The organism is Flavobacterium sp. Leaf82, assembly GCF_001422725.1.
In the GTDB taxonomy this organism is placed as follows: Bacteria; Bacteroidota; Bacteroidia; order Flavobacteriales; family Flavobacteriaceae; genus Flavobacterium.
On sequence record NZ_LMMA01000003.1, the window covers coordinates 66,517 to 89,006 of the forward strand.

At 33.8% G+C, this 22,490-nt stretch carries 18 protein-coding genes; 5 read left to right on the forward strand and 13 right to left on the reverse strand.

Annotation, left to right across the window (positions count from 1 at the left end; translation table 11 throughout):
* Window positions 1-76 precede the first annotated feature (76 nt).
* Window positions 77-1,354 carry a replication-associated recombination protein A gene (locus ASF10_RS04555; protein WP_056245994.1) on the forward strand — a complete coding sequence of 426 codons (1,278 nt, stop codon included), beginning with the start codon at window positions 77-79 and terminating at the stop codon, window positions 1,352-1,354.
* Between the two features lie 15 nt (window positions 1,355-1,369).
* On the opposite strand, the gene ASF10_RS04560 is transcribed toward ASF10_RS04555, so the two are convergent.
* From ASF10_RS04560 to ASF10_RS04590, 7 genes are all read right to left on the reverse strand, one after another.
* On the reverse strand, window positions 1,370-2,110 hold the full coding sequence (locus tag ASF10_RS04560) for a hypothetical protein (protein ID WP_056245997.1): 741 nt from the start codon (window positions 2,108-2,110) through the stop codon (window positions 1,370-1,372).
* A 2-nt stretch (window positions 2,111-2,112) separates the two neighbouring features.
* Window positions 2,113-2,799, reverse strand: coding sequence for a YjjG family noncanonical pyrimidine nucleotidase (locus tag ASF10_RS04565; RefSeq protein WP_056246000.1), 687 nt, complete (start codon window positions 2,797-2,799; stop codon window positions 2,113-2,115).
* Between the two features lie 3 nt (window positions 2,800-2,802).
* Window positions 2,803-3,495: a RadC family protein gene (radC, locus tag ASF10_RS04570; RefSeq protein ID WP_056246003.1), complete on the reverse strand. Its 693-nt coding sequence runs from the start codon at window positions 3,493-3,495 to the stop codon at window positions 2,803-2,805.
* The gene (locus tag ASF10_RS04575; protein ID WP_056246006.1) at window positions 3,495-3,965 is read right to left on the reverse strand and encodes a GNAT family N-acetyltransferase; all 471 of its coding nucleotides are present in this window, start codon (window positions 3,963-3,965) and stop codon (window positions 3,495-3,497) included. The genes radC and ASF10_RS04575 overlap by 1 nt, the downstream gene beginning before the upstream one ends.
* A gap of 135 nt (window positions 3,966-4,100) precedes the next feature.
* Window positions 4,101-5,456, reverse strand: coding sequence for a UDP-N-acetylmuramate--L-alanine ligase (locus ASF10_RS04580; RefSeq protein ID WP_056246009.1), 1,356 nt, complete (start codon window positions 5,454-5,456; stop codon window positions 4,101-4,103).
* Window positions 5,457-5,504: 48 nt separating this feature from the next.
* The gene (locus ASF10_RS04585) at window positions 5,505-6,191 is read right to left on the reverse strand and encodes a tetratricopeptide repeat protein (protein ID WP_056246012.1); all 687 of its coding nucleotides are present in this window, start codon (window positions 6,189-6,191) and stop codon (window positions 5,505-5,507) included.
* 195 nt (window positions 6,192-6,386) lie between these two features.
* Entirely contained in the window at window positions 6,387-8,531 is a 2,145-nt protein-coding gene (locus ASF10_RS04590) for a S46 family peptidase (protein WP_056246014.1), read from the reverse strand.
* A 316-nt stretch (window positions 8,532-8,847) separates the two neighbouring features.
* Here ASF10_RS04590 and ASF10_RS04595 point away from each other — a divergent pair, with 316 nt between their 5' ends.
* A complete protein-coding gene (locus tag ASF10_RS04595; RefSeq protein ID WP_056246017.1) occupies window positions 8,848-9,378 on the forward strand; it encodes an outer membrane beta-barrel protein in 531 nt (176 codons plus the stop codon).
* A gap of 109 nt (window positions 9,379-9,487) precedes the next feature.
* Here ASF10_RS04595 and obgE read toward each other — a convergent pair whose 3' ends face one another.
* The 4 genes from obgE to hpt form a co-directional block, all read right to left on the reverse strand.
* The gene (obgE, locus tag ASF10_RS04600; RefSeq protein ID WP_026982977.1) at window positions 9,488-10,489 is read right to left on the reverse strand and encodes a GTPase ObgE; all 1,002 of its coding nucleotides are present in this window, start codon (window positions 10,487-10,489) and stop codon (window positions 9,488-9,490) included.
* An 81-nt stretch (window positions 10,490-10,570) separates the two neighbouring features.
* A complete protein-coding gene (locus tag ASF10_RS04605) occupies window positions 10,571-11,845 on the reverse strand; it encodes a hemolysin family protein (protein ID WP_082421223.1) in 1,275 nt (424 codons plus the stop codon).
* A gap of 200 nt (window positions 11,846-12,045) precedes the next feature.
* On the reverse strand, window positions 12,046-12,618 hold the full coding sequence (locus ASF10_RS24485) for an adenylate kinase (protein WP_056246022.1): 573 nt from the start codon (window positions 12,616-12,618) through the stop codon (window positions 12,046-12,048).
* Window positions 12,619-12,690: 72 nt separating this feature from the next.
* Window positions 12,691-13,221 carry a hypoxanthine phosphoribosyltransferase gene (gene hpt / locus ASF10_RS24490; protein ID WP_056246025.1) on the reverse strand — a complete coding sequence of 177 codons (531 nt, stop codon included), beginning with the start codon at window positions 13,219-13,221 and terminating at the stop codon, window positions 12,691-12,693.
* Window positions 13,222-13,405: 184 nt separating this feature from the next.
* On the opposite strand from hpt, the gene ASF10_RS04620 reads away from it, so the two are divergent.
* The 3 genes from ASF10_RS04620 (at window position 13,406) to ASF10_RS04630 (ending at window position 17,570) form a co-directional block, all read left to right on the forward strand.
* Window positions 13,406-14,680, forward strand: a complete 1,275-nt coding sequence (locus tag ASF10_RS04620) for a PQQ-dependent sugar dehydrogenase (protein WP_056246028.1) — start codon at window positions 13,406-13,408, stop codon at window positions 14,678-14,680.
* Between the two features lie 220 nt (window positions 14,681-14,900).
* Window positions 14,901-16,997: a TonB-dependent receptor gene (locus ASF10_RS04625; protein ID WP_056246033.1), complete on the forward strand. Its 2,097-nt coding sequence runs from the start codon at window positions 14,901-14,903 to the stop codon at window positions 16,995-16,997.
* 21 nt (window positions 16,998-17,018) lie between these two features.
* On the forward strand, window positions 17,019-17,570 hold the full coding sequence (locus ASF10_RS04630) for a hypothetical protein (protein WP_056246036.1): 552 nt from the start codon (window positions 17,019-17,021) through the stop codon (window positions 17,568-17,570).
* A 124-nt stretch (window positions 17,571-17,694) separates the two neighbouring features.
* Here ASF10_RS04630 and ASF10_RS04635 read toward each other — a convergent pair whose 3' ends face one another.
* Together ASF10_RS04635 and ASF10_RS04640 are read right to left on the reverse strand one after the other, a co-directional pair.
* The gene (locus ASF10_RS04635; RefSeq protein ID WP_056246040.1) at window positions 17,695-18,582 is read right to left on the reverse strand and encodes a type IX secretion system membrane protein PorP/SprF; all 888 of its coding nucleotides are present in this window, start codon (window positions 18,580-18,582) and stop codon (window positions 17,695-17,697) included.
* A 24-nt stretch (window positions 18,583-18,606) separates the two neighbouring features.
* On the reverse strand, window positions 18,607-22,413 hold the full coding sequence (locus ASF10_RS04640; protein WP_056246042.1) for an HYR domain-containing protein: 3,807 nt from the start codon (window positions 22,411-22,413) through the stop codon (window positions 18,607-18,609).
* Window positions 22,414-22,490 lie beyond the last annotated feature (77 nt).

Sequence of the window (22,490 nt, forward strand, 5' to 3'; positions counted from 1 at the left end):
ACTGCTTATATCCTTTGTTATGATTTGTAACCCTTTAAAACTATAAAATTAAAATTGAAAATAGTAATTTTACAAAATGGAAGCACCTTTAGCCGAGCGTATTCGCCCACAGCAATTAGAAGATTACATTAGTCAGAGTCATTTGGTTGGACCAAACGGTTCGTTAACGCAACAAATTTCGAAAGGAATTATTCCGTCATTGATTTTTTGGGGTCCACCGGGAACAGGAAAAACAACCCTTGCTCAAATTATTGCCCAGGAATCAAAACGTCCTTTTTATATTCTAAGCGCAATAAACTCAGGTGTTAAAGACATTCGTGATGTAATTGAAAAAGCCAAACAAAGCGGCGGACTATTTACGGCAAAAAATCCTATTTTATTTATTGATGAGATTCACAGATTCAGTAAATCCCAGCAGGATTCACTTTTAGCAGCAGTCGAAAAAGGATGGATTACTCTTATTGGTGCAACAACCGAGAATCCGAGTTTTGAAGTTATTCCTGCACTATTGTCACGTTGTCAAGTTTATATCTTAAATGCTTTTACAAAAGCCGATTTAGAAGCGTTATTACATCGTGCGATGAAAACAGATACTTATCTCGCCACAAAAAACATTATCCTTAAGGAAACAGAAGCTCTACTCCGACTTTCTGGCGGAGATGGCCGAAAATTATTGAATATTTTTGAACTTGTAATAAATGCTTCATCAGGTGATGAAATCATTATTACAAATGATCGTGTTTTTGAATTAGTTCAACAAAATACGGTATTATATGACAAAAGTGGCGAGCAGCATTACGATATTGTTTCGGCATTTATAAAATCGATTCGTGGCAGCGATCCAAATGGAGCTGTTTACTGGTTAGCAAGAATGATCGAAGGCGGTGAAGATGTTAAATTTATTGCCAGAAGAATGCTGATTTTATCAAGTGAGGATATTGGAAACGCAAATCCTACAGCATTTATCATGGCAAATAATACATTTCAGGCCGTAACTACTATTGGATATCCGGAAAGCCGTATTATATTAAGTCAGTGCGCTATTTACCTGGCAACTTCTCCAAAAAGTAATGCGTCTTATATGGCAATAGGAAATGCCCAGCAATTGGTAAAACAAACCGGCGATTTACCAGTTCCTATACATTTAAGAAATGCACCAACGAAGCTTATGAAGGAATTAGGATATGGTGACGAATACAAATATTCCCATGATTATGCAAATAATTTTGCAGAGCAGGAATTTTTACCGGATGCTATAAAAGAAACGGTTCTTTATAATCCAGGAAGCAATTCTAGAGAGAACAGCAATCGTGAATTTTTAAAGAACCGTTGGAAAGATAAATATGGTTATTAAAACCTTATTATATTTTTAGAATTTTACTGATACTTTTTCAGAAACTAATTGATCATTTTTATAATATTCAAAAAACCATTGATTGTCTTTTGAGTTTAATGATCCCTGAATACCATCTTTTATAGCGATAAATGAATCAGGACGTGACGTTTTTAGCAACTTCATTATCACTTTAGGCGTTTTGTCGATTAACTGATATCCGTTTTCTGTTGGCTGTGCATATAATAAATTAGGATCTTTCATATCAGCAACCGGAGCTGAAACAGTTGCAGCAACAGCTTGAGTTGTTACAGGAACAGTTGTCGCTGTATTTTTGCCAGAATTAAAACTTTTTCCGTTGTATTTATAATGCAAAGCATTTACTGAAACAAATGCCAAATCAAGACATTCTCTGTAAGCTGTTTCATAATCTTTCTCTTTGCTTTTTCCTATATCCGATGTGTAAATAACTTTACCGTAGCAATCTTTAAATTCTAAAAAAAGTTTAGTGATCAAAAAGCCGCTTTCCTTTTTTACATCAACATACAAAAGATCACAACGATCACCAAAACCAGCAGGAAGTTCTTCATTGCCATAAAAAGCCTGAAAACCGGCTTTATTTAAATTTGCCTTAGTCATTGTTGACATTCTATATTGGTTTTCTGTCTTAAGAAAATCATATTTCAAAGGCACAATAACTCCTTTATAATCATTAACAGATTGAGAAAACCCAATAACTGAAACAAGAAGCGCAATCAACAAAAATTTAATTCTCATAATTATAAATATTTTTTTAGTTCTAATAAATGGTTTACTTGTTTTATATTTTCCGGAGCCTGAATTTTTTTATCATTAAAAAAAATAGCGTCTAAACCGGCATTTAATGCTCCGTTCACATCTGCATCCAGGCAATCGCCAATCATTATGCTATTCGCCTTTGAAGCTTTGGCGGCATTTAGAGCATAATCAAAGATAATACTATTTGGCTTTTTTACACCCGCGAGCTCAGAATTTGTTATGGTATCAAAATAACCTGAAAGTAAGGCGTTATTGATTTTCTTATCCTGAACATTAGCAAAACCATTTGTAATAATGTGCAATTTATATTTTGGTTTTAAATATTCCAGAACCTCAATTGCGCCATCAAAAAGGTGATTGTTATCTGTTAAGAACTCAATATAATCTTCTGAAATCTGATTAATATCTTCATCTGAAATCCTAAAATTTAAGGCATCAAAAGAAAACTTTAATCTATTATAACGCAGTTCTAAATGTGTAATTTTATCATGTTGATATAACTTCCAGCATTCCTGATTTATAGGAGCATATTTGACTATAAATTCTTGTATTTTAACTTCGGGAAATTTACTTTTAAAAATTCGATCAAAAGCCATCTCTGAGTTTTTATCAAAATCCCAAAGTGTGTGATCTAAATCAAAAAAAACATCGGTAATTGTGGTATACATAAGCTAAAAAATTCCTTCATCTACAAAACTATAATATTTTGTTTCAGTAATAATCAAATGATCTAAAACTTTAACATCTAAAACATCCCCTGATGTTTTTAGTTTTCTTGTTATCTCTTTATCAGCTTCGCTTGGTTTTAAATTACCTGAAGGATGATTGTGACATAAAATCAGCCCGGTAGCACCATTTTCGATAGCTAATTTAAAAACAATACGAACATCAACAATTGTTCCTGTAATCCCTCCTTTACTCAATTTAGATTTAGAAATTACTTTATTAGAATTATTAAGAAAAAGCACCCAAAATTCTTCATGTGGTAATTCTCCAATAATAGGCTGCATAATCTCGAAAACAATTTTGCTGGAAGTAATTTTTCCTAATTTAGAAGCGTCCTCTGATCTTCTTCTGCGGCCTAATTCTAAAGCTGCTATAATTGTAATTGCCTTGGCATCTCCAATTCCTTTAAAATTCATTAATTGCAAAATAGATAACTTTGACAGAGCATGTAAATTATCATTCACACTTGCCAAAATACGCCTGCTTAAATCAACTGCAGATTCATTTCGGCTTCCGGAACCAATAAGTATAGCAATCAATTCAGCATTGCTCAACGCCTCTTTACCTTTGGTCATCAATTTTTCGCGCGGACGATCTTCTTCAGACCAGTCAGAGATTGCTATGTAAGTTGTACTCATTATTGAAATGTCTTAATAGTCTTGCTCATGCAAATACTATTTGATAAACCTATGTAGGGCTCATAATTATCAACAATTAAAAACCCAACTTTTTCATATAAACTTATTGCTTCAATTTGTTTGTAGAGGGTTTCCAGAATCATACGTAAAAAACCTTGATTCTTTGCCTCTTCTTCGAGCTCTTTAATCACTAATTGAGCCAATCCTAAACCTCTTGCTTCTGGCGAAACAAACATTCGTTTTAGCTCTACTGTATCTTCATTGTATTTTTTAAAGCAACCACTTGCAACGGCTTTTCCATCTAAGTAAACCAAAACTACATTTGCATTAAATTCTATTATGTTATTACCCCAATAATCCTTTTTGAGTTCAGGATAACGTTCCCATAAAAAGGTATCAAATATTTTGATCAGGGATATAAAATCCGGATTTTCGCTTGTTGTTTTTACAACATTTATTTTCGCTTTCATTTACTATATTCTAAAAGGCTAATATATTTAAAAATAAGAAAAATCACTCATAAATAATGAAATAGTATTTCAAAAAAAATGCCAATTACAAAATTGCAATTGGCACATTATCTCATTATCAAATTAATTAATTTTTTAATTAATCAATCCTTTTACTTCATCAAAGTTTAATCCACCGTAATTTCCTGAACTCATTAATAATAAAGCAGAATTATCCAAATTTAAATTGAATAAATATTCTTTAAATTCAGTTGGATTTGTATAAATTATTAAATCTTCACGATTAAAAGCCGTTGCAATTTGCTCGTAAGTCACTTCCTCTAATTGTTTAATTTTTACAGCATCCGGTGAATAGAAAACAACCGCAACATCTGCATATTCTAATGCGCCTTCATATTCTTTAAGAAATTCGGCATTCAAACTACTATAAGTATGCAATTCTAAACAGGCAACTAAAGTTCTGTTTGGATATTGCTCTTTCACCGCTTTTGTAGTTGCTGCTACTTTACTTGGTGAATGTGCAAAATCTTTATAAGCAACTTTACCTTTTCCTTCGGCTATTTTTTCTAAACGCTTAGATGCACCTTTAAAACTGGCAATAGCTTCATAGAAATCAGCTTCATCAACGCCCATGTTTTGGCAAATCCATTTTGCTCCCGCAAGATTATTTAAATTATGTCCGCCAAAAACTTCAATTGGCATATCGCCTTCCGGAGTTTCTAATAATGTTACGCCGTCACTTACCGTATATTTTGGAGTGGTGTAAGCCAACTTGCGAATTGGGTTTGTAGCTGCTTCTGCAACACGTTTCACTTCAGAGTCATCTTCGTTATAAACTAAGATTCCGCCATTAGTGATTTTGGCAATAAAAATTTCGAATTGCTCAACATAATTTTCATACGTAGGAAAAACATTAATGTGATCCCAGGCAATTCCAGAAATTAAAGCAATATTAGGCTGGTATAAATGAAATTTTGGTCGTCTGTCTATAGGAGAAGATAAATACTCATCACCCTCCAGAACCATAAAATCATTTTCTTCCGTAAGATGCACCATCGTATCAAAACCTTCAAGCTGTGCTCCTACCATATAATCAACTTCAATATTATGATAATGCATAACGTGCAAAATCATCGAAGTAATAGTTGTTTTTCCGTGAGAACCTCCAATTACAACACGCGTTTTATTTTTAGACTGCTCGTATAAAAACTCAGGATATGAATAAATTTTCAAACCTAATTCTTGCGCTTTCAACAATTCCGGATTATCAGCTTTTGCGTGCATTCCAAGAATTATAGCATCAATATCAGCAGTGATTTTTTCAGGAAACCAACCTAACTCAGCAGGTAAAATTCCCTTTTTTTCTAATCTTGATTTTGATGGTTCAAAAATTGCATCATCACTACCTGTAACCTGATATCCTTTGTTATGCAATGCTAATGCTAAATTGTGCATGGCACTTCCGCCTATGGCGATGAAATGTGTTTTCATTTAAAATTCCAATTTTTTATCCCGAAGTTTCGGTATGAGATTTGATTATTATGACTCAAATTTTCTTTTCAATTCCTGTGCCTTTTTAGGCTCTTTTAATTTATTCAAATATAAATTATATAATTTTTGAAATGTAACTTTTGATTTACCAATTTCATTGGCTTTCAAATAATTTTTCTCCGCCAATGTATATCTCTTAAAATATTCTTCGATCCTGCCTCGCGACAAATAGCCATCAACTGGTGAAAATTGTGCTAATTCGTTGGAATAGGCAATAGCTTTCGATTCACTTCCGCCTAAAATGCCGGGTAATTGCAAATATATTTCGATCAAAGCCCATCTTGCCTGTACGTGTTTCGGATTGAGAACAATTGCTTTTTCAAAGGCTTGTTTCATATCATCTACCATCGTAAAAGCTTTTATTTTATTTACTTCTGTAGCTCTCATCGCCAGACAGCCACCGTATTTAAAAAAATAATCCGCTTCTGTAGGTTTTAATTCTTTTAGTTTTTTAAAATATTCAGCTCCTTTTACCCAAGCTTTTTGATGTGCTGCAATTTCTCCCAAATATTCAATTGTTTTAATATCCGAAGGTTTTGTTTTTAAAACTCCCTCGAAAAGAACTTGCGCCTCTTCATATTTTTTGGAGTGAAATAACTTCTCGCCTTTTTCAAAATTCGATTGCGACCATATTAAAATGGGCATCAACAAAAAAAAGAATAGTAGCTTTTTCATGTCTCAAAAATAAGGAAATAAAATGTCTCATTTGGTTTTATCCATAAATTAGTAATTGTTCAAAAATTATTTTATCACCTTTCTAACCTTTATTAAAAACCAGTTCTCTATTGAGTAAGACAAAAGCCCATTTTTAAACATAAAAAAACCCGACAGATTTAAATCTGTCGGGTTTAATTTTAAGAATCAATAAAACTATTTTGCAATAGTCAATTCATCAATAATATTTTTAGCTCCGGCGTATTTGTCAATAATCCAAAGTACATAACGAATATCTACGTTAATTGTTCTTTGCAATTTAGGATCAAAAATAACATCTCCAGCCATAGCCTCGATATTTCCGTCAAAAGCAATCCCTATTAATTCTCCTTTTCCGTTAAGAACCGGCGAACCTGAGTTTCCTCCTGTAATATCATTATCTGTTAAAAAGTTTACCGGCATATATCCATCTTTATCAGCATACTGTCCGTAATCTTTTGCTTTGTTTAATTCTAATAAACGAGCTGGTAAATCAAATTCCTGATCTCCGGCTTTATACTTTTTAACCATACTTTCCATGGTCGTATAATTGTTTATTTTAGCATCATTACGCGGATCTGCAGGCAAAGCACGAACTTTTCCGTAAGTAAGTCTCAAAGTTGAGTTAGCATCAGGATATTTAATCGCATTTAATTTTGATTCTCTTAAACCTTCAACCAATTCGCGATATGCTGTTGCAAAGCTATCATCAGATTTAATCTGATCCTCTGTTTTTGCACGGTATTTTGTCATCAAATCATTAGAAATAATATACAAAGGATCGTGTACAATTGCTAATGGTTTAGGATTAGCCATAAATGCTAATACTTTTTCTTTAGTGGTAAAATAACTTATCTCTGTTGCTTTTGTAACATCAGCAGTAAAATCACCATTATTTTCTGATTTCATTTTGGTAATTTGTGTACCTAAACCATATTCAGCTCCTTTAGAAGTGTACAAATTCAATTGTGCAATTAATACATCTTTTTCAAGTGGCGCATAAAATTCACCATAAATGTTATCGATCAATGCATTAATCTTAGGCAACATCTCTGCTTTCTTAGCATCATTTTCACTATAGTAAGCAATTAAAGCGTTTCCTAGATTTGAAGGTCCCGCTGCATAAGCTGAAGTACGTAAAAGTTGCGATAAATAGTTATCGTGCGTCGCTTTTAAATTCGTTTGTCTGTAATAATCGTTAATAGTAGGAATTACATTTTCGTATTTTTCTTTATTCGCCGGTTTAGTAGCCCACTCATAAAACTTATCTTCTTGTGCTGTTTTAACATCAACCGTTCCGGCTTTTGTTAAAGCATCAATCATTCCCTGACGGTTTTTCCAGTAATTTGCTGTCGAAGCATATTTAGACGCATATTGCAAACGAACCGTTGCATCTTTGTCCATATATTTTTTCATTACATCCATTCCGGTTTTAGCACCTTCAACCCATGCAGGATAAGCAAATTTTATGTTTTGTTCGATTCCGCCAGCTGGCATCCAACGGTTTGTTCTTCCGGGATATCCTAAAATCATTGCAAAATCATTCTCTTTAACTCCTTTAATACTTACTGGTAAGTAATGTTTAGGCTGCAAAGGCACATTGTTTTTTGAATATTCTGCAGGATTTCCGTCTTTATCAGCATATACTCTAAACATAGAGAAATCTCCAGTTTGACGTGGCCATTCCCAGTTATCCGTATCTCCACCAAATTTACCAACACTTTCAGGTGGCGTTCCTACTAAACGAACATCTGTATAATCCTGGTAAACGAAATAGTAATATTCATTTCCCTGAAAGAAAGGACGAACAGAAACGGTATATTTTCCTCCTTCATTATTTTCTTTCTCAATCAAATTGATTTCTTGCTGAATGATTTTATTTCTTTCAGTTTCTGTCATTTGATCATTTACTTTTGATAGAATTCTTTTAGAAACATCATCCATACGAACAAAGAAACGAACGTATAACGATTTTGGTTTCATCTCAGCACTTTTTTCTTTTGCCCAGAAACCATCTTTTAAATAATTTTGTTCTGCCGTAGAAAGTTCAGCAATTGCATCATATCCACAATGGTGATTGGTTAACACTAATCCGTTTTTAGAAACGATCTCAGCCGTACAACCTCCGTTAAATTGTACAATAGCATCTTTTAAACTATGGTGATTAATACTATAAATTTCTTCGGCTGTTAACTGTAAGCCCATTTTTTCCATATCTCTATGGTTCAATCTTTCGATAAACATCAAAAACCACATTCCCTCATCAGCTTTTACAGGAAAAGCCATTAAGCACATGGTTAAGAATAAAACTACTTTTTTCATGCTATTTTTTGTTTAATTAGCGCGAATATAGGTCATTTTCGCAACAAAAGACCAATCAAACAATCAAAACCAAAATTGAAGATATCAATTTTAATACAATTTTACGAAATTCACAATTTAATAAAGAAGAAAATACATCAAAAATTACTAATAAACCAATTCATTAAACTCTTAAAATGTAAAATTAAAATAATAAAACATGTTATAACTTTCTTTTAATTGTAAAAATACACTTCTTAAATAAAACATTAAAAATAAACCATTTCTTACAAATATTAATTTCATAAGTTTGCATTCACTATTTAATTTAAACAAAATGAAAAAATTATTATTACTTATTGTTCTATTTGTAGCAACTGTATCAAACGCACAAAAAGGTTCAATCTTTTTAGGAGGAAACGTAGGTTACTCATCAGAAAAAATTGGAGATTCTAAATCAAACAATTTCGAGTTTGCTCCCAGAGTAGGATATCAATTTGCAAATAATTGGGGTGCCGGTGTTGAAGGATCGATTCAAAATGTGGATACTGACGGATTAGCAAAAACTGAAAGATATAAAATAGGTGGTTTTCTACGTTACATTATGCCACTTACTGACACTTTTGCTTTCTATTCAGATTTGGGAACGGGTTATCAAACCTACTCTGTAAATGATGCCAAAGGTATGTATGCTTCTTTTACTCCTAACTTATCTATTAATGTTAAAAAAGGTCTTGCTTTAAATTTCTCTATCGGAGGAATCAACTACGATAATGTAGATGGTCATAATGCTCCAAGACAAGAGCGTTTTAATTTCGATTTTGGAAAATCATTTAATATTGGAATTTCTAAAAATTTCGGATTGTAATTCTTTAGTTTCAATCTAATAATTAAGCCGAAACAATTTTGTTTTTTTCGTTTAAAAACAAAAAACCCGACAATTAATAATTGCCGGGTTTTATATTTATTGAGATGATTTACTCGTTTAGCATTTTCCAAAGCTTATCTTTAAGATCAGTCAAACCTTGTTGGGCAACTGATGAAATAAACATGTACGGAATATCCTTGAAAGCAACATCTAATTCAGTTTTCAATTCTGCCTTAAGTTCGTCGTCCAGCATATCACATTTTGAGATTACCAACAAACGTTCTTTATCTAACATTTCAGGATTATATTTGGTTAATTCGTTTACCAAAATATCATATTCTCCTTTAATATCCGGTGTATCAACGGGAACTAAAAACAACAATGTTGAGTTACGTTCGATATGACGCAGGAAATAATGTCCTAAACCTTTTCCTTCTGCTGCACCTTCAATAATTCCCGGAATATCAGCAATTACAAAAGATTGAAAATCTCTGTAAGCGACAATTCCAAGGTTTGGTTTTAAGGTTGTAAAAGGATAATCAGCAATTTTTGGTTTTGCTGAAGTCAATACAGATAATAAGGTTGATTTTCCAGCATTTGGAAAACCTACCAATCCAACATCTGCCAGAACTTTAAGCTCCAGAATCACATCCATTTCAACTCCTGGTAAACCTGGTTGTGCGTATCTTGGCGTTTGATTGGTTGAACTTCTAAAATGCCAGTTTCCTAATCCGCCTTTTCCACCTTTAGAAAGGATTCTTTTTTCACCGTCTTCGGTAATTTCAAATAATGTTTCTCCGGTTTCTTTATCTTTTACGACAGTCCCTAAAGGTACTTCGATAAATTTATCATCTCCATCAGCACCTGTGCTACGATCTCCTCCTCCATCTCCACCGTGACCAGCTTTTATGTGACGCGCAAATTTTAAATGAAACAATGTCCAAAGACCTTTATTTCCAACTAAATATACGTGTCCACCGCGACCACCATCACCACCGTCCGGGCCTCCTTTTTCAATAAATTTCTCTCTATGTAAATGCGTAGATCCTTTCCCTCCTTTACCGGATGAAACATATATCTTAACGTAATCTACAAAATTTCCTTCTGTCATTTTTTTTAGTGTTCAGTCGCAGTCTCAGTTTTCAGTGCAAACTGCGACTAAAAACTGAGACTGAAAACTATTTTATTTTCTTTACTCTTTAAGTGTTTTCACCAACACTTTGTCAATCTTTACGCCATCCATATCAATGACTTCTAACACAAATTTTTGCCAGATTAATTTTTCACCTTCTTTCGGGATATGAGAAAGTTCAGTCATAATCATTCCGCTTACGGTATTTACTTCATAATCATTTGTCAATTCGTCTAACTCAAAATACGTTAGAAAATCGTGTAATGAATAATGCCCGTCTACCAGCCACGAACCATCTTCTCTTTCTATCAATTGAAATTCATCTTTATAAAAATCAGATGCGTCTCCAACTAAAGCTTCGAGAATATCATTTAAAGTAATAATTCCTTGAAAAACACCATATTCATCAGATACTAACGCATAGTGAACGCCAGTTTTCTTAAAATTCTCAAGTGCTTTGTATGCTGTTGTCTGCTCCATTAAATAAGGAGGATCTGTCATTATTGCTCCCAGATCAAAATGATCACTTTCGATATTTGCGAAAATATTTTTTAAGGTTACGATTCCAACAATATCATCATAATTATCTCTGTAAACCGGATAAACAGTGTGTAAATCCATGAGGACAAGTTCTTTTATTTTTGCTTTATCAGCAGTAAAAGGCAACATGTCTACTGATTTACGGTGCGTCATTAAAGAATTTACTTTTCTGTCACCAATATGAAAGACACGTTCTACAATGTCTTGTTCGATTTCCTGAACTTCTCCACCTTCAGTTCCTTCTTTTATGATTGCTTTAATTTCCTCTTCAGTAACTTTTCCGTCAGCTGAAGGTTTAATTTGCAAAACATTTAGTAAAAAATCTGTAGATGTAGTAAGCAGCCAAATAAATGGCGCCGTAATAATCGAAATAATCTTCATTGGCATTGCCACCATTTTTGCAATCGATTCCGGATAATTTAATCCGATTCGTTTTGGCAATAATTCTCCCAGAACTAATGAGAAAAATGTAAGCACTACAACTACAATCCCTACAGCTACTGAATGCGCGTATGGTTTTAAAACTGCAAATCCGCTTACAAATGTTTCAACATCTACTGTGATTTTGTCCCCACTATAAATACCGGTTAAAATCCCGATAAGGGTTATACCGATTTGTACTGTAGATAAAAACTTATTTGGCGAATTGGCTAAATCGAGCGCTATCTTAGCACTTTTATTTCCTTTTTTTGCGGCAGTTTCGAGTCTATTTTTTCTTGCTGAAATAAGGGCAATTTCAGACATGGAGAAAACTCCGTTTAGTAGTATTAGAAAAAATATTATTAGTATTTCCAATTTGTGGTTTATTCGTTATTGACTTGTTCGTTAAATGTAATTTGTAACCTAAATGTTATAGCCCAGATGGAAGAGAAAAGCCCAGAGCTAAAAAAACTAATTTTTCTTGCCAGAAAACAGCGACCGGAGGAAGCTCGTTTTAAGGTATAGAAAAATAGTTTTTTTAGCGAGGACTTGTAACGTACAGCTGGAAAAAGCTTCTACAAATTATCTATAACTGACGTTAATCGCTCTGTAATTTCTTCAATAGTTCCAATACCATTTACGGCATAAAACTTGTTTTGTTCTTTATAATATCCTATAAGTGGAGCCGTTTTCTCATTATATTCCTGATATCTCACACGAATTTTCTCTTCGTCCTGATCATCAACTCTCCCACTTGTTTTTCCTCTTTCTAATAGACGCGCTACCAGAATTTCATCATCAGCTTCTAATGCAATTGTTGCTGTAACACTTGACCCTATTGTTGGTAAAAATTTATCCAGTGCTTCTGCCTGATCTAAAGTTCTTGGATAACCGTCGAACAAAAAACCAGCCGTATCCGGATGTTTGTTTACTTCATCTATTAACATTGCTGTTGTAACTTCGCAAGGAACCAATTCTCCATTGTCCATAAAAACTCTTGCTTTTTTACCTAAATCTGTATCATTTTTTAAATTAAAACGAAAAATATCTCCTGTTGAAAGATGTGTTAATTTGTATTTTTCTTTTAAAAATTCTGCCTGAGTTCCTTTTCCTGCTCCCGGCTTTCCAAATAAAACAATATTAATCATAATATGAGTGAGTGTTGTTACTTCTGTTTTTTATAAGAAGTTTTAAATGAATATATAGTTGTGTGTGTTTAATTATTCTGCCAATTTATATACTTCGGATAAGTTTCTGCCTAAACCATCGTAATCTAATCCGTAACCAACGATGAATTTATTTGGAATCCTGATTCCGATATAATCTATTTTAATATCTTTTTTATACGCCTCCGGTTTAAAAAACAATGTAGCAACTTTAAAATGCTTTACATTTTGTGCTTTAAATAAATGTTTCAATTCTTCGATTGTGTTTCCGGTATCGATAATATCTTCTATGATAATTACGGTTCTGCCTGATAAATCCTGATTAATACCAATTAATTCTTTTACGGTATTGGTAGTTTCAGTTCCTTCATATGATGCCATTTTGATAAATGAAACCTCACAAGGACTTTTATATTTCTTAAGAAAATCAGCAACGACCATAAATGCACCATTCAAAACACCAATAAAAATTGGGGTATCGTCGCCAAAATCATCTTCTACTTGTGCAACTAATTTAGTTAAAGCAAAATCAATTTCTTTGGCCGAAATAAACGGAACAAATTGTTTATCGTGAAGTTGTATCATTATTTTTATGTTTAAAATAATGGGCAAAGATACAGAATTAGAACTAAACTGTAAGTATCAAAATAGGCTGGACACATATTTTTTTGAGAATGTTAAATATCACTTAATATTTACAAATCTTTTCTTGCAACTATTTTTAAATTTAGTAAATTGTTGTACTATAAACCATTAACCCCGAATACAAATGAAGACTACGGCGCAAATATTTTCAATATCCTTATTAGCAATATTAACTGCCTGCAACGGACAGGTAAAAAAAGAAGAAAAAGAAGCTCTGGCAAAACAACCCAATACGGTTGTAAAAACTGCTATTGGCGATCTGACATTGCCTCCGCCTTATGCGACAGAATCTAAAACAAACAATAGCAAGGTTATTGGCTGGACTGAAGGAAAAACGCCAACAGCGCCTGAAGGTTTTACGGTTACCAAATTTGCAGATGGTTTCCAGAATCCGCGTTGGACTTATATTGCACCAAACAATGATATTTTTGTGGTAGAAAGCGGTACAAGAGCAAGCAAAAATCAAATTACGGTATTGCGTGATAAAGACAAGGACGGAAAATTTGAAACACGAGAAGTTTTTATAAAGGATTTGAACAAACCTTTTGGAATGCTGGTTTTAAAAGACTTTTTCTACATCGCTAATACAGATGGATTATATAGATATCCTTATAAAAACAATCCGTTGAAATTAGAAACGCAAGGAACCAAAATTCTCGAACTTCCTGCCGGCGGATATAATAATCACTGGACAAGAAATATAATTGCAAATCCTGAAGGAACAAAAATTTATGTTTCTGTGGGTTCAGGAAGTAATGTTGGCGAAAACGGAATGGATAAAGAAGTTCGTCGTGCTGACATTCTTGAAATTAATCCTGACGGAACCGGCGAAAAAATTTATGCTGCCGGACTTAGAAATCCTGTTGGAATGGATTGGAATCCGGTAAATAAGGAACTTTGGACAGCGGTTAACGAACGCGATGAATTAGGCGATGATCTTGTGCCTGATTATGTAACAAGTGTAAAAAGAGATGGTTTCTACGGCTGGCCTTACTCTTATTACGGAAATATTTTGGATCCAAGAATGAAAGGTGAACGAAAAGATTTAGCTGCAAAATCGATTGTTCCGGATGTTCCCGTTGGTGCCCATACTGCTTCTCTGGGATTGGCTTTTTATACTAAGGATGCTTTTCCTTCAAAATACAAAAACGGAATTTTTGTAGGTCAACATGGTTCCTGGAACCGTGCTAAAATATCAGGTTATAAAGTAGTTTTCGTTCCTTTTGCAAACGGAAAACCTTCAGGAAAACCAGAAGACTTTTTAACTGGTTTTATCTCTAATACTGATAAAGCCGAAGTTTATGGACGACCAGTTGCCGTAACCGTTACTCCAGACGGATCTCTTTTGGTTAATGATGATAGCGGGAACACGATTTGGAAGGTTAGTGCTAAAAAGTAAATTAAATACAAATTAATTTTTACCCTAATGAACGCTAAGATTTAGTTTTTTTGTCATTTCGACGAAGGAGAAATCACACTAGAAACTCCGCATTCACAATCGCCAATCTTTGTCGAATCCCGAGTGTGATTTTTCCTTCGCCTAAATGACAAAATTGTGTTTAATCTCAGTTCTTTTCGGTTAATTTTTTCCAAAGAAAAACTATCCAACAAACTCCTTTATGATTTTAAAAAAATATTGTTTTCTCTTTTTTATGTTTTTATATTTCCAAAACATAGAAGCACAGGAAAAGGAAAACAAAACTATTGATTCTGTAAAAACACAAAAACTGGACGAAGTAATTATTAGTCCGCTTCATATTAATAACAGATTACAGAACACACCGGCTTCTATTGGGATTTTATCTAAAAAAGAGCTTTTACAAAACAATGCCACAGATATTAGTACCGTAATCAATACGATTCCGGGAGTTTTTATGCAATCTTCTAATTTTACGACAACCCGAATTTCGATTCGCGGGATTGGGGCAAGATCTCCATACGGCACCAATAAAATCAGGGCTTTTTATGGCAGTATTCCGCTAACTTCAGGAAACAGCGAAACGGTAATTGATGATATTGACCTTGAAAATATTGGTCAAATCGAAATAATCAAAGGACCTCTTTCGAGTATTTATGGCGCAGGTTTGGGTGGTGCAATTTTAATTTCACCTCAACTTTCTAAAACAAACGGAGAAAACGCAAGTGTAAGCAGCGTTTTTGGTTCGTTTGGATTATTAAAGAATAGCTTAAATTATAGTTTGAATAATAAAAGTTCAAGCGTGAATTTAAGTTATCATAATTTAAAAACTGATGGCTGGCGAGAAAACAGTTCGTACAAACGTGAAGGTGTTACGCTGGCCGGAGAATTATTCAGAAAAGAAAACAGCAAGGTTACTTATTTTTCGAATTATACTTATTTAAAAGCTTACATCCCGAGTTCTATAACTAAAGAAGTTTTTGATTCTAATCCAAAATTGGGAGCTCCAACCTGGGTTGCTTCAAAAGGATTTAAAGAATACAAATCTACACTCGCTGGATTAGCTTATGATTTTAAAATTAATGATCATCTGAATAACTCAACTTCTGTATTTGTTAATTATAAGGATAGTAATGAACCAAGACCTTTTGATGTTTTACGTCAATATACTTTTGGAACTGGCGGAAGAACGCAATTTTCAGGAAACTTTAAAATAGGAAAAACTGAAAACCAATTTATTGCCGGAATCGAATATTTTACGGATAGTTATAACGGAAATACTTTCGAAAATTTATACAAAACAAATAATGGGCAAGGAAGTTTACAAGGAAATCAACTTACTGAAACGGATCAGAAAAGACATTTCTACAATATATTTTCTCAAATAAGGACTTTACTTTCTGATCAATTTGAAATTCAGGCGGGATTGAATTATAATGAAACTCATTTTGAACTAACAAACTTTCTTCCTGCCAAAACGGCAACTGAAAAGTACAGTTATGACGGAATTTTTTCTCCACAATTATCTTTTCTTTTCAAACCCAATCAAGAGCAAACCTTATATTTTTCAGCAAGTCGCGGATTCTCATTACCGGCTACCGAAGAAACTCTTACAAGTACAGGAAACATAAATCCGGATATAAAACCAGAAAGTGGTTATAATTTTGAAGCGGGAGGAAAATTCTATTTCTTCAATAAAAATCTTTATACGGAATTTGCAGTTTATCGAATTGAAATAAAAGATTTATTGGTAGCTAAACGAATTGGCGACGATCAATATGAAGGTGTAAATGCAGGTAAAACTTTTCATGAAGGAATCGAAATTTCTGCAAAACACAATTGGTCAATCAATCGTTTTTTTAGTTTGAATTCTTTTGTTGGTGCTTCTATAGGTAAATATGAATTTAAAGATTTTGTCGATAACGGAAATGATTATTCCGGAAATAAACTAACTGGCGTTGCAGCGAATAAAATAAATGCCGGATTGATTTTAAATACTTCTTTAGGAATCTATTTATCAGGTGATTTTCAGTTTACAGATAAAATCCCGATGAACGATGCCAATTCTGCTTATTCAGATTCTTATCATATTATCAATCTAAAAACAGGTTATCGTTTTGAAATTCTGCCTGATTTAACTACAAATCTGGCTTTTGGAATTAATAATGTTACTGATGAAAAATATGCTTCGATGATTTTGCCTAATGCTGTTGCAGTTGGAAACGCAAGTCCCCGATATTATTATCCGGGTTTACCAATAAATTATTATGGAACTATCTCATTAAATTACTTATTTTAGATGTGTAGTAAAACTAAAAAGATGGCATCTGAATTACAAACAAAACTGGATTATGTAAATGCTTACCGCGAAAATCGACTTATGGCGGCGCAAGATGTTTTGGAAAATCAATATTTATTTGATGAGTTAATCTCTATTTGTTTTTCTCCTTTAAACAAAAACAATCATAAAGCTTGTTGGATTTTAGAGTTTGTATCTTACGAAGAATTAATCTGGCTGCAACCTCATCTTGATTTTTTTTGTTCTAATCTAAAAGTTTTAAAAGATGAAAGTTCTATAAGACCAATTGCAAAAGTGGTTCAGCTTTTGGTAAAATCACATTATAAGAAAAACGAAAACAGCATTTTACTTTCTGAAGAAAATCTGCAAGATTGTATTGAGGCTTCTTTTGACTGGCTGATAAATGATGTAAAAGTTGCCACAAAGGCATATTCGATACGAACTTTGTATGTTTTAGGAAATCATTATGACTGGATTCATCCTGAATTACAAATCATATTAAACAAAGATTATGCAGATCATTCAGCTGCTTATAAAGCTGTTGCCAAAGAAGTTTTGAAGAAAATAGATTGAATTTAATTTTCACTATTATTATAAAATCAAAAGAGGACATCTATAATAGATGTCCTCTTTTTTACTACTCAAAATAAAAATAAAACTAATCCTCGCTGAATAATTTTATCTAATTGGGGATTTATTAAAATTTAAAGCGAAGAAAAAATTCATTTGAGTTTTTAGCACTTGCAATTGCACTGCCAATTCCGGTTTCGTAAGCGTAACCAAGCATTAAACGCTCACTAATAGTTAAACCTGCTATTGCAGCATAAGCATTATTAACTCTATAGCTTCCTCCTACTTCAAGGAATTTTTCTATTTGAAGCATTAAATTAATATCTACAGAAAGTGGCGCACCATTAACATATCGCATCATAAATGATGGTTTTAGCACCAACTGTGTAGCAGTTTCAAAATCATAATCATAACCACTGCTTAAATAAATATGCGCTCTGTCTGTAGCGACAGATGTGTAGCCGTCTTTATTTTTTGCACGTTCAGTATTTAACATTCTTGGGACAGAAAGGGATACGAAAAACTTTTCATTCTTTAATAAAGCTCCAATACCTACGTTTGGATTAAATTGGTTTATAGTAACCAAAGCAGGATCTGACTGAGGCGAGTAGGTTTCAAGTCCTGAAGTATTTACATTGTAGAAATTACCTCCGGCTTTTACTCCTAAATACAAATCAGTAAGTGCTCCTACCTGAAGTTTATACGAAAAATCAATTCCTAATTGTGTTTGTTTTTCGATAAATGTTTTATCATAAACCATAGAAACACCTAAGCCCAGATTACTTCCTACAGATGTACCGAAAGAAACTGCCTGCGTTTGTGGCGCATCTTTAATCCCGGTCCATTGCTGACGAATTGTGCTCACTAAAACAGTTTCTCCGTTAACACCTGCATAGGCCGGATTGACAATGTTCATATGATAACGGTATGTTGTCAAAAGACTTTCTTGTTGGGCAAAAAGCATACTACTAAAAAGTAGTAATGCTCCCGCCAATATATTTTTAATTATTTTCATTTCTAAAATTTTATTTTTTTACAATTACCTGTTAATGTAGATCCAACCTTGCTTGTCTATAGAACCATTACCATCTAAATCAATTTGGTAATAATAAGAACTCGACTCCGGTAAAGAGCTGGAATTTCCTTTGTAGTGTCCATCCCAATCATTTTGGTAATTTCTGGCAACGAATACTTCTGTTCCCCAACGATTGAAAACACGTATTAGTGAGTTAGGATAATTTTCAATATTAGAAATAATCCAAGTATCATTTATACCATCTCCGTTTGGAGTAAAAGCTTCAGAAATATTCATTTGATCTTTATCACACGCATCTCCAATACCATTATGGTTACGATCTTCCTGATAAGGATTAGCCGTAATTGGGCAATTATCTGATGGATCTAAAATTCCGTCATTGTCATCATCATTGTCACAATTATCCGGAATTCCGTCATTATCATTGTCTCCAAATTTATTTACGACAGTAACTTTTGCAGTAGCAGTTGCTATATTTCCAGCTTTGTCTTTTACTGTTAGTGTAACTGTATTCACACCCACATTTGTACAATTAAAAGAAAGCTTGTCAAGAGTTATTGCAGCAATTCCACAGTTGTCAGAACTTCCGTTATTGATTTGATTTACTGTTATTGCAGCATTTCCGGAAGCATCCAGTTCAACTGTAAGATCCTGAGTTTTTGCAACTGGAAGAATACTTTCCTTAACCGTTACAATTGCAATCTCTGTAGAAATGTTTCCGTTTATATCTTTAACAGTAAGTGTTACTATATTTTCTCCAACATTATTACAGCTAAAAGTATTTGGACTTACGGTAATTGAAGCAATTCCGCAAAGGTCAAAACTTCCATTATCGATTTGAGCAGGTGTTATTGCTGCATTTCCTGTAGCATCAAGCTGAACTGTTAGATCTTTAGTAATTACTGTCGCAGCGATTTTATCCTGAATAGTTACTGTTGCTGTTTTAGACGATACGTTTCCGTATGCATCTGTAGCCGTCAATGTAACCAGGTTCGCACCAACATTAGCACATGTAAATGTATTTGGTGAAACTACTAAAGTTGGAGTTCCGCAAGAAAATGTAGATCCGTTATCAACATCAGCAGGAACAATAGAAACATTTCCTGATGCATTAAGCGCAATCGTGATATTTTTCGTTAATACATTTGGTAAAATTTTGTTTTCGATTTTTACTATTGCAGTTGCAGAAGCAGAATTTCCAGATGCATCTGTAGCCGTAAGAGTAACTGTATTGTTACCTATGTTTGCACATGAAAATGTATCTGGTGAAACAGTCCATGCAGTAATTCCACAATTATCAGTTGAATTATCATTAACATCAGTTGCCTGAATTGTCACAATACCTGTAGCATCAAGCTGAACAGTAATATTTTTTGCTGCAACAGTTGGAGCAATTATATCTTCAACAGTTACAATAGCATCTTTAGTATCAAAATTTCCGCTATTGTCTGTAACTTTCAGTTTAACTGTATTTTGACCAAGATTCACACAAGTAAATGAAGTGATATCTAATTCGATTGTAGCGATTCCGCAATTATCAGATGAGTTGTCATCAATATCAGAAGCCTGGATTGTAGCATTTCCTGCTGCATCAAGCTGAACTGTGATATTTTTTACCATAACAATTGGTGCCATTTTATCTTCGACAGTTACAGTAGCTGTAGCAGATGAAACATTACCATGAATATCTGTAACTTCTAAATTAACGGTATTTGTTCCAAGATTTAAACAAGTAAATGAAGATACATCTAATGTTCTGGTATCAATTCCGCAATTATCAGATGAATTATCATCAATATCAGAAACCTGAATTGTTGCAACTCCTAATGCATCAAGTTGAGCTGTAAAGTTTTTGGTTACAACAGTTGGTAACTCAGTATCACTAATAGTAATTTTTTGAGTATATGTAGCAAAATTACCAGCAGCATCTTTTGCTGTCCAAATAACGTTTGTTGTTCCTACAGGATAAGTTCCTGAAGCATCTGCCGTTGTGTTAAAGTCATTTATTAAACTCACAACTGCACAATTATCTGTAGCTGTTGGTGCTGTAACAGCAACTACAGCTGAACAAAGTCCTGCATCTGCAACTTGTGTTTGATCTGCAGCAGAAATTACAGGTTTTTCATTATCTTTTACTATAATATCAAAAGAACATTCTGTACTAGTATTACCACTAGCATCTGTTGCAGTATATTTTAAGGTTGTAGTTCCTACCGGGAAAACTGAACCAGATGTTAAACCTGTTACATCAGTTTGTGATGAAACGATTGGAGGTTCTACTAAAGTAATAATTACTTTACCCATTCCTGAATTTATTGCAGCAACATTTGTTTGGTTTGTTCCGGAATTAAAAGATCCCGATCCATAATCAGTATGTGGATTATTGTAATCGTTTGTATTAACAACGGTTCCTCCAGTATATCCGCCGCCGCCGCCGCCTTCATAATATGCACCGCCACCGCCGCCAAAGCCACCAACACCACTAAAACATACACTATGATCACCACCAATACCACCATTTACAAAAGAGAGTCCAAAATCTGAATTCATGAATAATGCCCCATCACTTATTAAACCGCCTCCACCACCGGCACGACCTCTAGAATTTCCTCCGCCGGTTCCGTTATTGGTTGTATTAGCACCTGGACCATCAAAATTAAACTGTGCCCAGCTTTCTCCGTTTCCGCCACCGGCAACAATTAGCGGCGTATTAAAACTATCTGTCACAAAAGAACCACCACCACCACCGGCAGCTCTGTTACCGCTACTACAATCTATATTTGTTTCTCCTCCGGTTTGCCCAACGAGAATTTTTATAACCTGACCTGCCGTAAGAGAAAATTCTCCATACATATCAGCTCCTAGTCCTGGTTTTCTTATATTATTTTCTGAATTATCACCACCCTGAGCTCCAAGAGCACGAATTGAATACAATCCGCTAACAGGAACTTTCCATTCCTGAATTCCCTGAGTATTTATAGTAACAACTCCAGGACCATAAGCTGTATCACATTGAGCTTGAGTTGGACCAAATCTTCCTGTTGAACCTGCATTTGTAAATGTCGCAACGACAGGAACAGTACTCGTACAATTATCAGTAACTACCGGTGTTGTAAAAGTAACTACTGCACCACAAACTCCAGGATCATTATTAACTTCAATATTATTAGGACAAGTTATAACCGGCGCAATATCATCTACTACAGTAACCGTTGCTGTAGCATAACTTTTATTTCCATCTGTATCTGTAACAACAAGATTAACGGTATTATCACCAATATTTGAACAGCTAAAATTAAATGAAGGTTTCAAAAATGCGGGCGAAGGTTCATATGAAGCACTTATAGAAAGTATCTTACCTAAATTAGGGCAAGGATCACCTCCCATATTAGCATTACTTATAAAAATACTGGCTGAATTGTTATTCAATAAATAAGAAGAAACATAAGATTGAGCATTTGAATAACAAGAAGGATAAGAAGCATCTGTACAACTTTTGGCTGATGTACCATAGATTGCAAAATCTACCGTCTTGAAAATTGATCCTGTAGTTGCAGCAACTGTCAGTGTACTGTTCTCATTTCCTGTAACACAAATTGTTCCAGCACTAGCAGTTGTCAACATATAACTGGCAATACCTACATTATCTGTAGAGCCATTATCCACATCCTGAGCATTGACCGTCACATTTCCGGAAGCATCGAGCTTTACGGTAATGTTTTTTGCTATTGCAACAGGGGGATTTTGAGCGTATATCATATTGCTTAAAAGAAATAGGATACCCGCTAAAAAGAGTAATTTTAATTTCATACTGGTTTGTTTAGATTTATTTACCAACAAAAATATATTGAAATAAAATCGTCGAATAGCCCATTCGGACACATCAA

Bases quoted from the DNA above. Each gene is read 5' to 3' on its own strand.
- ASF10_RS04555 (WP_056245994.1), top strand. From the start codon at position 77: ATGGAAGCACCTTTAGCCGAGCGTATTCGCCCACAGCAATTAGAAGAT.
- ASF10_RS04560 (WP_056245997.1), bottom strand. From the start codon at position 2,110: ATGAGAATTAAATTTTTGTTGATTGCGCTTCTTGTTTCAGTTATTGGG.
- ASF10_RS04565 (WP_056246000.1), bottom strand. From the start codon at position 2,799: ATGTATACCACAATTACCGATGTTTTTTTTGATTTAGATCACACACTT.
- radC (WP_056246003.1), bottom strand. From the start codon at position 3,495: ATGAGTACAACTTACATAGCAATCTCTGACTGGTCTGAAGAAGATCGT.
- ASF10_RS04575 (WP_056246006.1), bottom strand. From the start codon at position 3,965: ATGAAAGCGAAAATAAATGTTGTAAAAACAACAAGCGAAAATCCGGAT.
- ASF10_RS04580 (WP_056246009.1), bottom strand. From the start codon at position 5,456: ATGAAAACACATTTCATCGCCATAGGCGGAAGTGCCATGCACAATTTA.
- ASF10_RS04585 (WP_056246012.1), bottom strand. From the start codon at position 6,191: ATGAAAAAGCTACTATTCTTTTTTTTGTTGATGCCCATTTTAATATGG.
- ASF10_RS04590 (WP_056246014.1), bottom strand. From the start codon at position 8,531: ATGAAAAAAGTAGTTTTATTCTTAACCATGTGCTTAATGGCTTTTCCT.
- ASF10_RS04595 (WP_056246017.1), top strand. From the start codon at position 8,848: ATGAAAAAATTATTATTACTTATTGTTCTATTTGTAGCAACTGTATCA.
- obgE (WP_026982977.1), bottom strand. From the start codon at position 10,489: ATGACAGAAGGAAATTTTGTAGATTACGTTAAGATATATGTTTCATCC.
- ASF10_RS24485 (WP_056246022.1), bottom strand. From the start codon at position 12,618: ATGATTAATATTGTTTTATTTGGAAAGCCGGGAGCAGGAAAAGGAACT.
- hpt (WP_056246025.1), bottom strand. From the start codon at position 13,221: ATGATACAACTTCACGATAAACAATTTGTTCCGTTTATTTCGGCCAAA.
- ASF10_RS04620 (WP_056246028.1), top strand. From the start codon at position 13,406: ATGAAGACTACGGCGCAAATATTTTCAATATCCTTATTAGCAATATTA.
- ASF10_RS04625 (WP_056246033.1), top strand. From the start codon at position 14,901: ATGATTTTAAAAAAATATTGTTTTCTCTTTTTTATGTTTTTATATTTC.
- ASF10_RS04630 (WP_056246036.1), top strand. From the start codon at position 17,019: ATGGCATCTGAATTACAAACAAAACTGGATTATGTAAATGCTTACCGC.
- ASF10_RS04635 (WP_056246040.1), bottom strand. From the start codon at position 18,582: ATGAAAATAATTAAAAATATATTGGCGGGAGCATTACTACTTTTTAGT.
- ASF10_RS04640 (WP_056246042.1), bottom strand. From the start codon at position 22,413: ATGAAATTAAAATTACTCTTTTTAGCGGGTATCCTATTTCTTTTAAGC.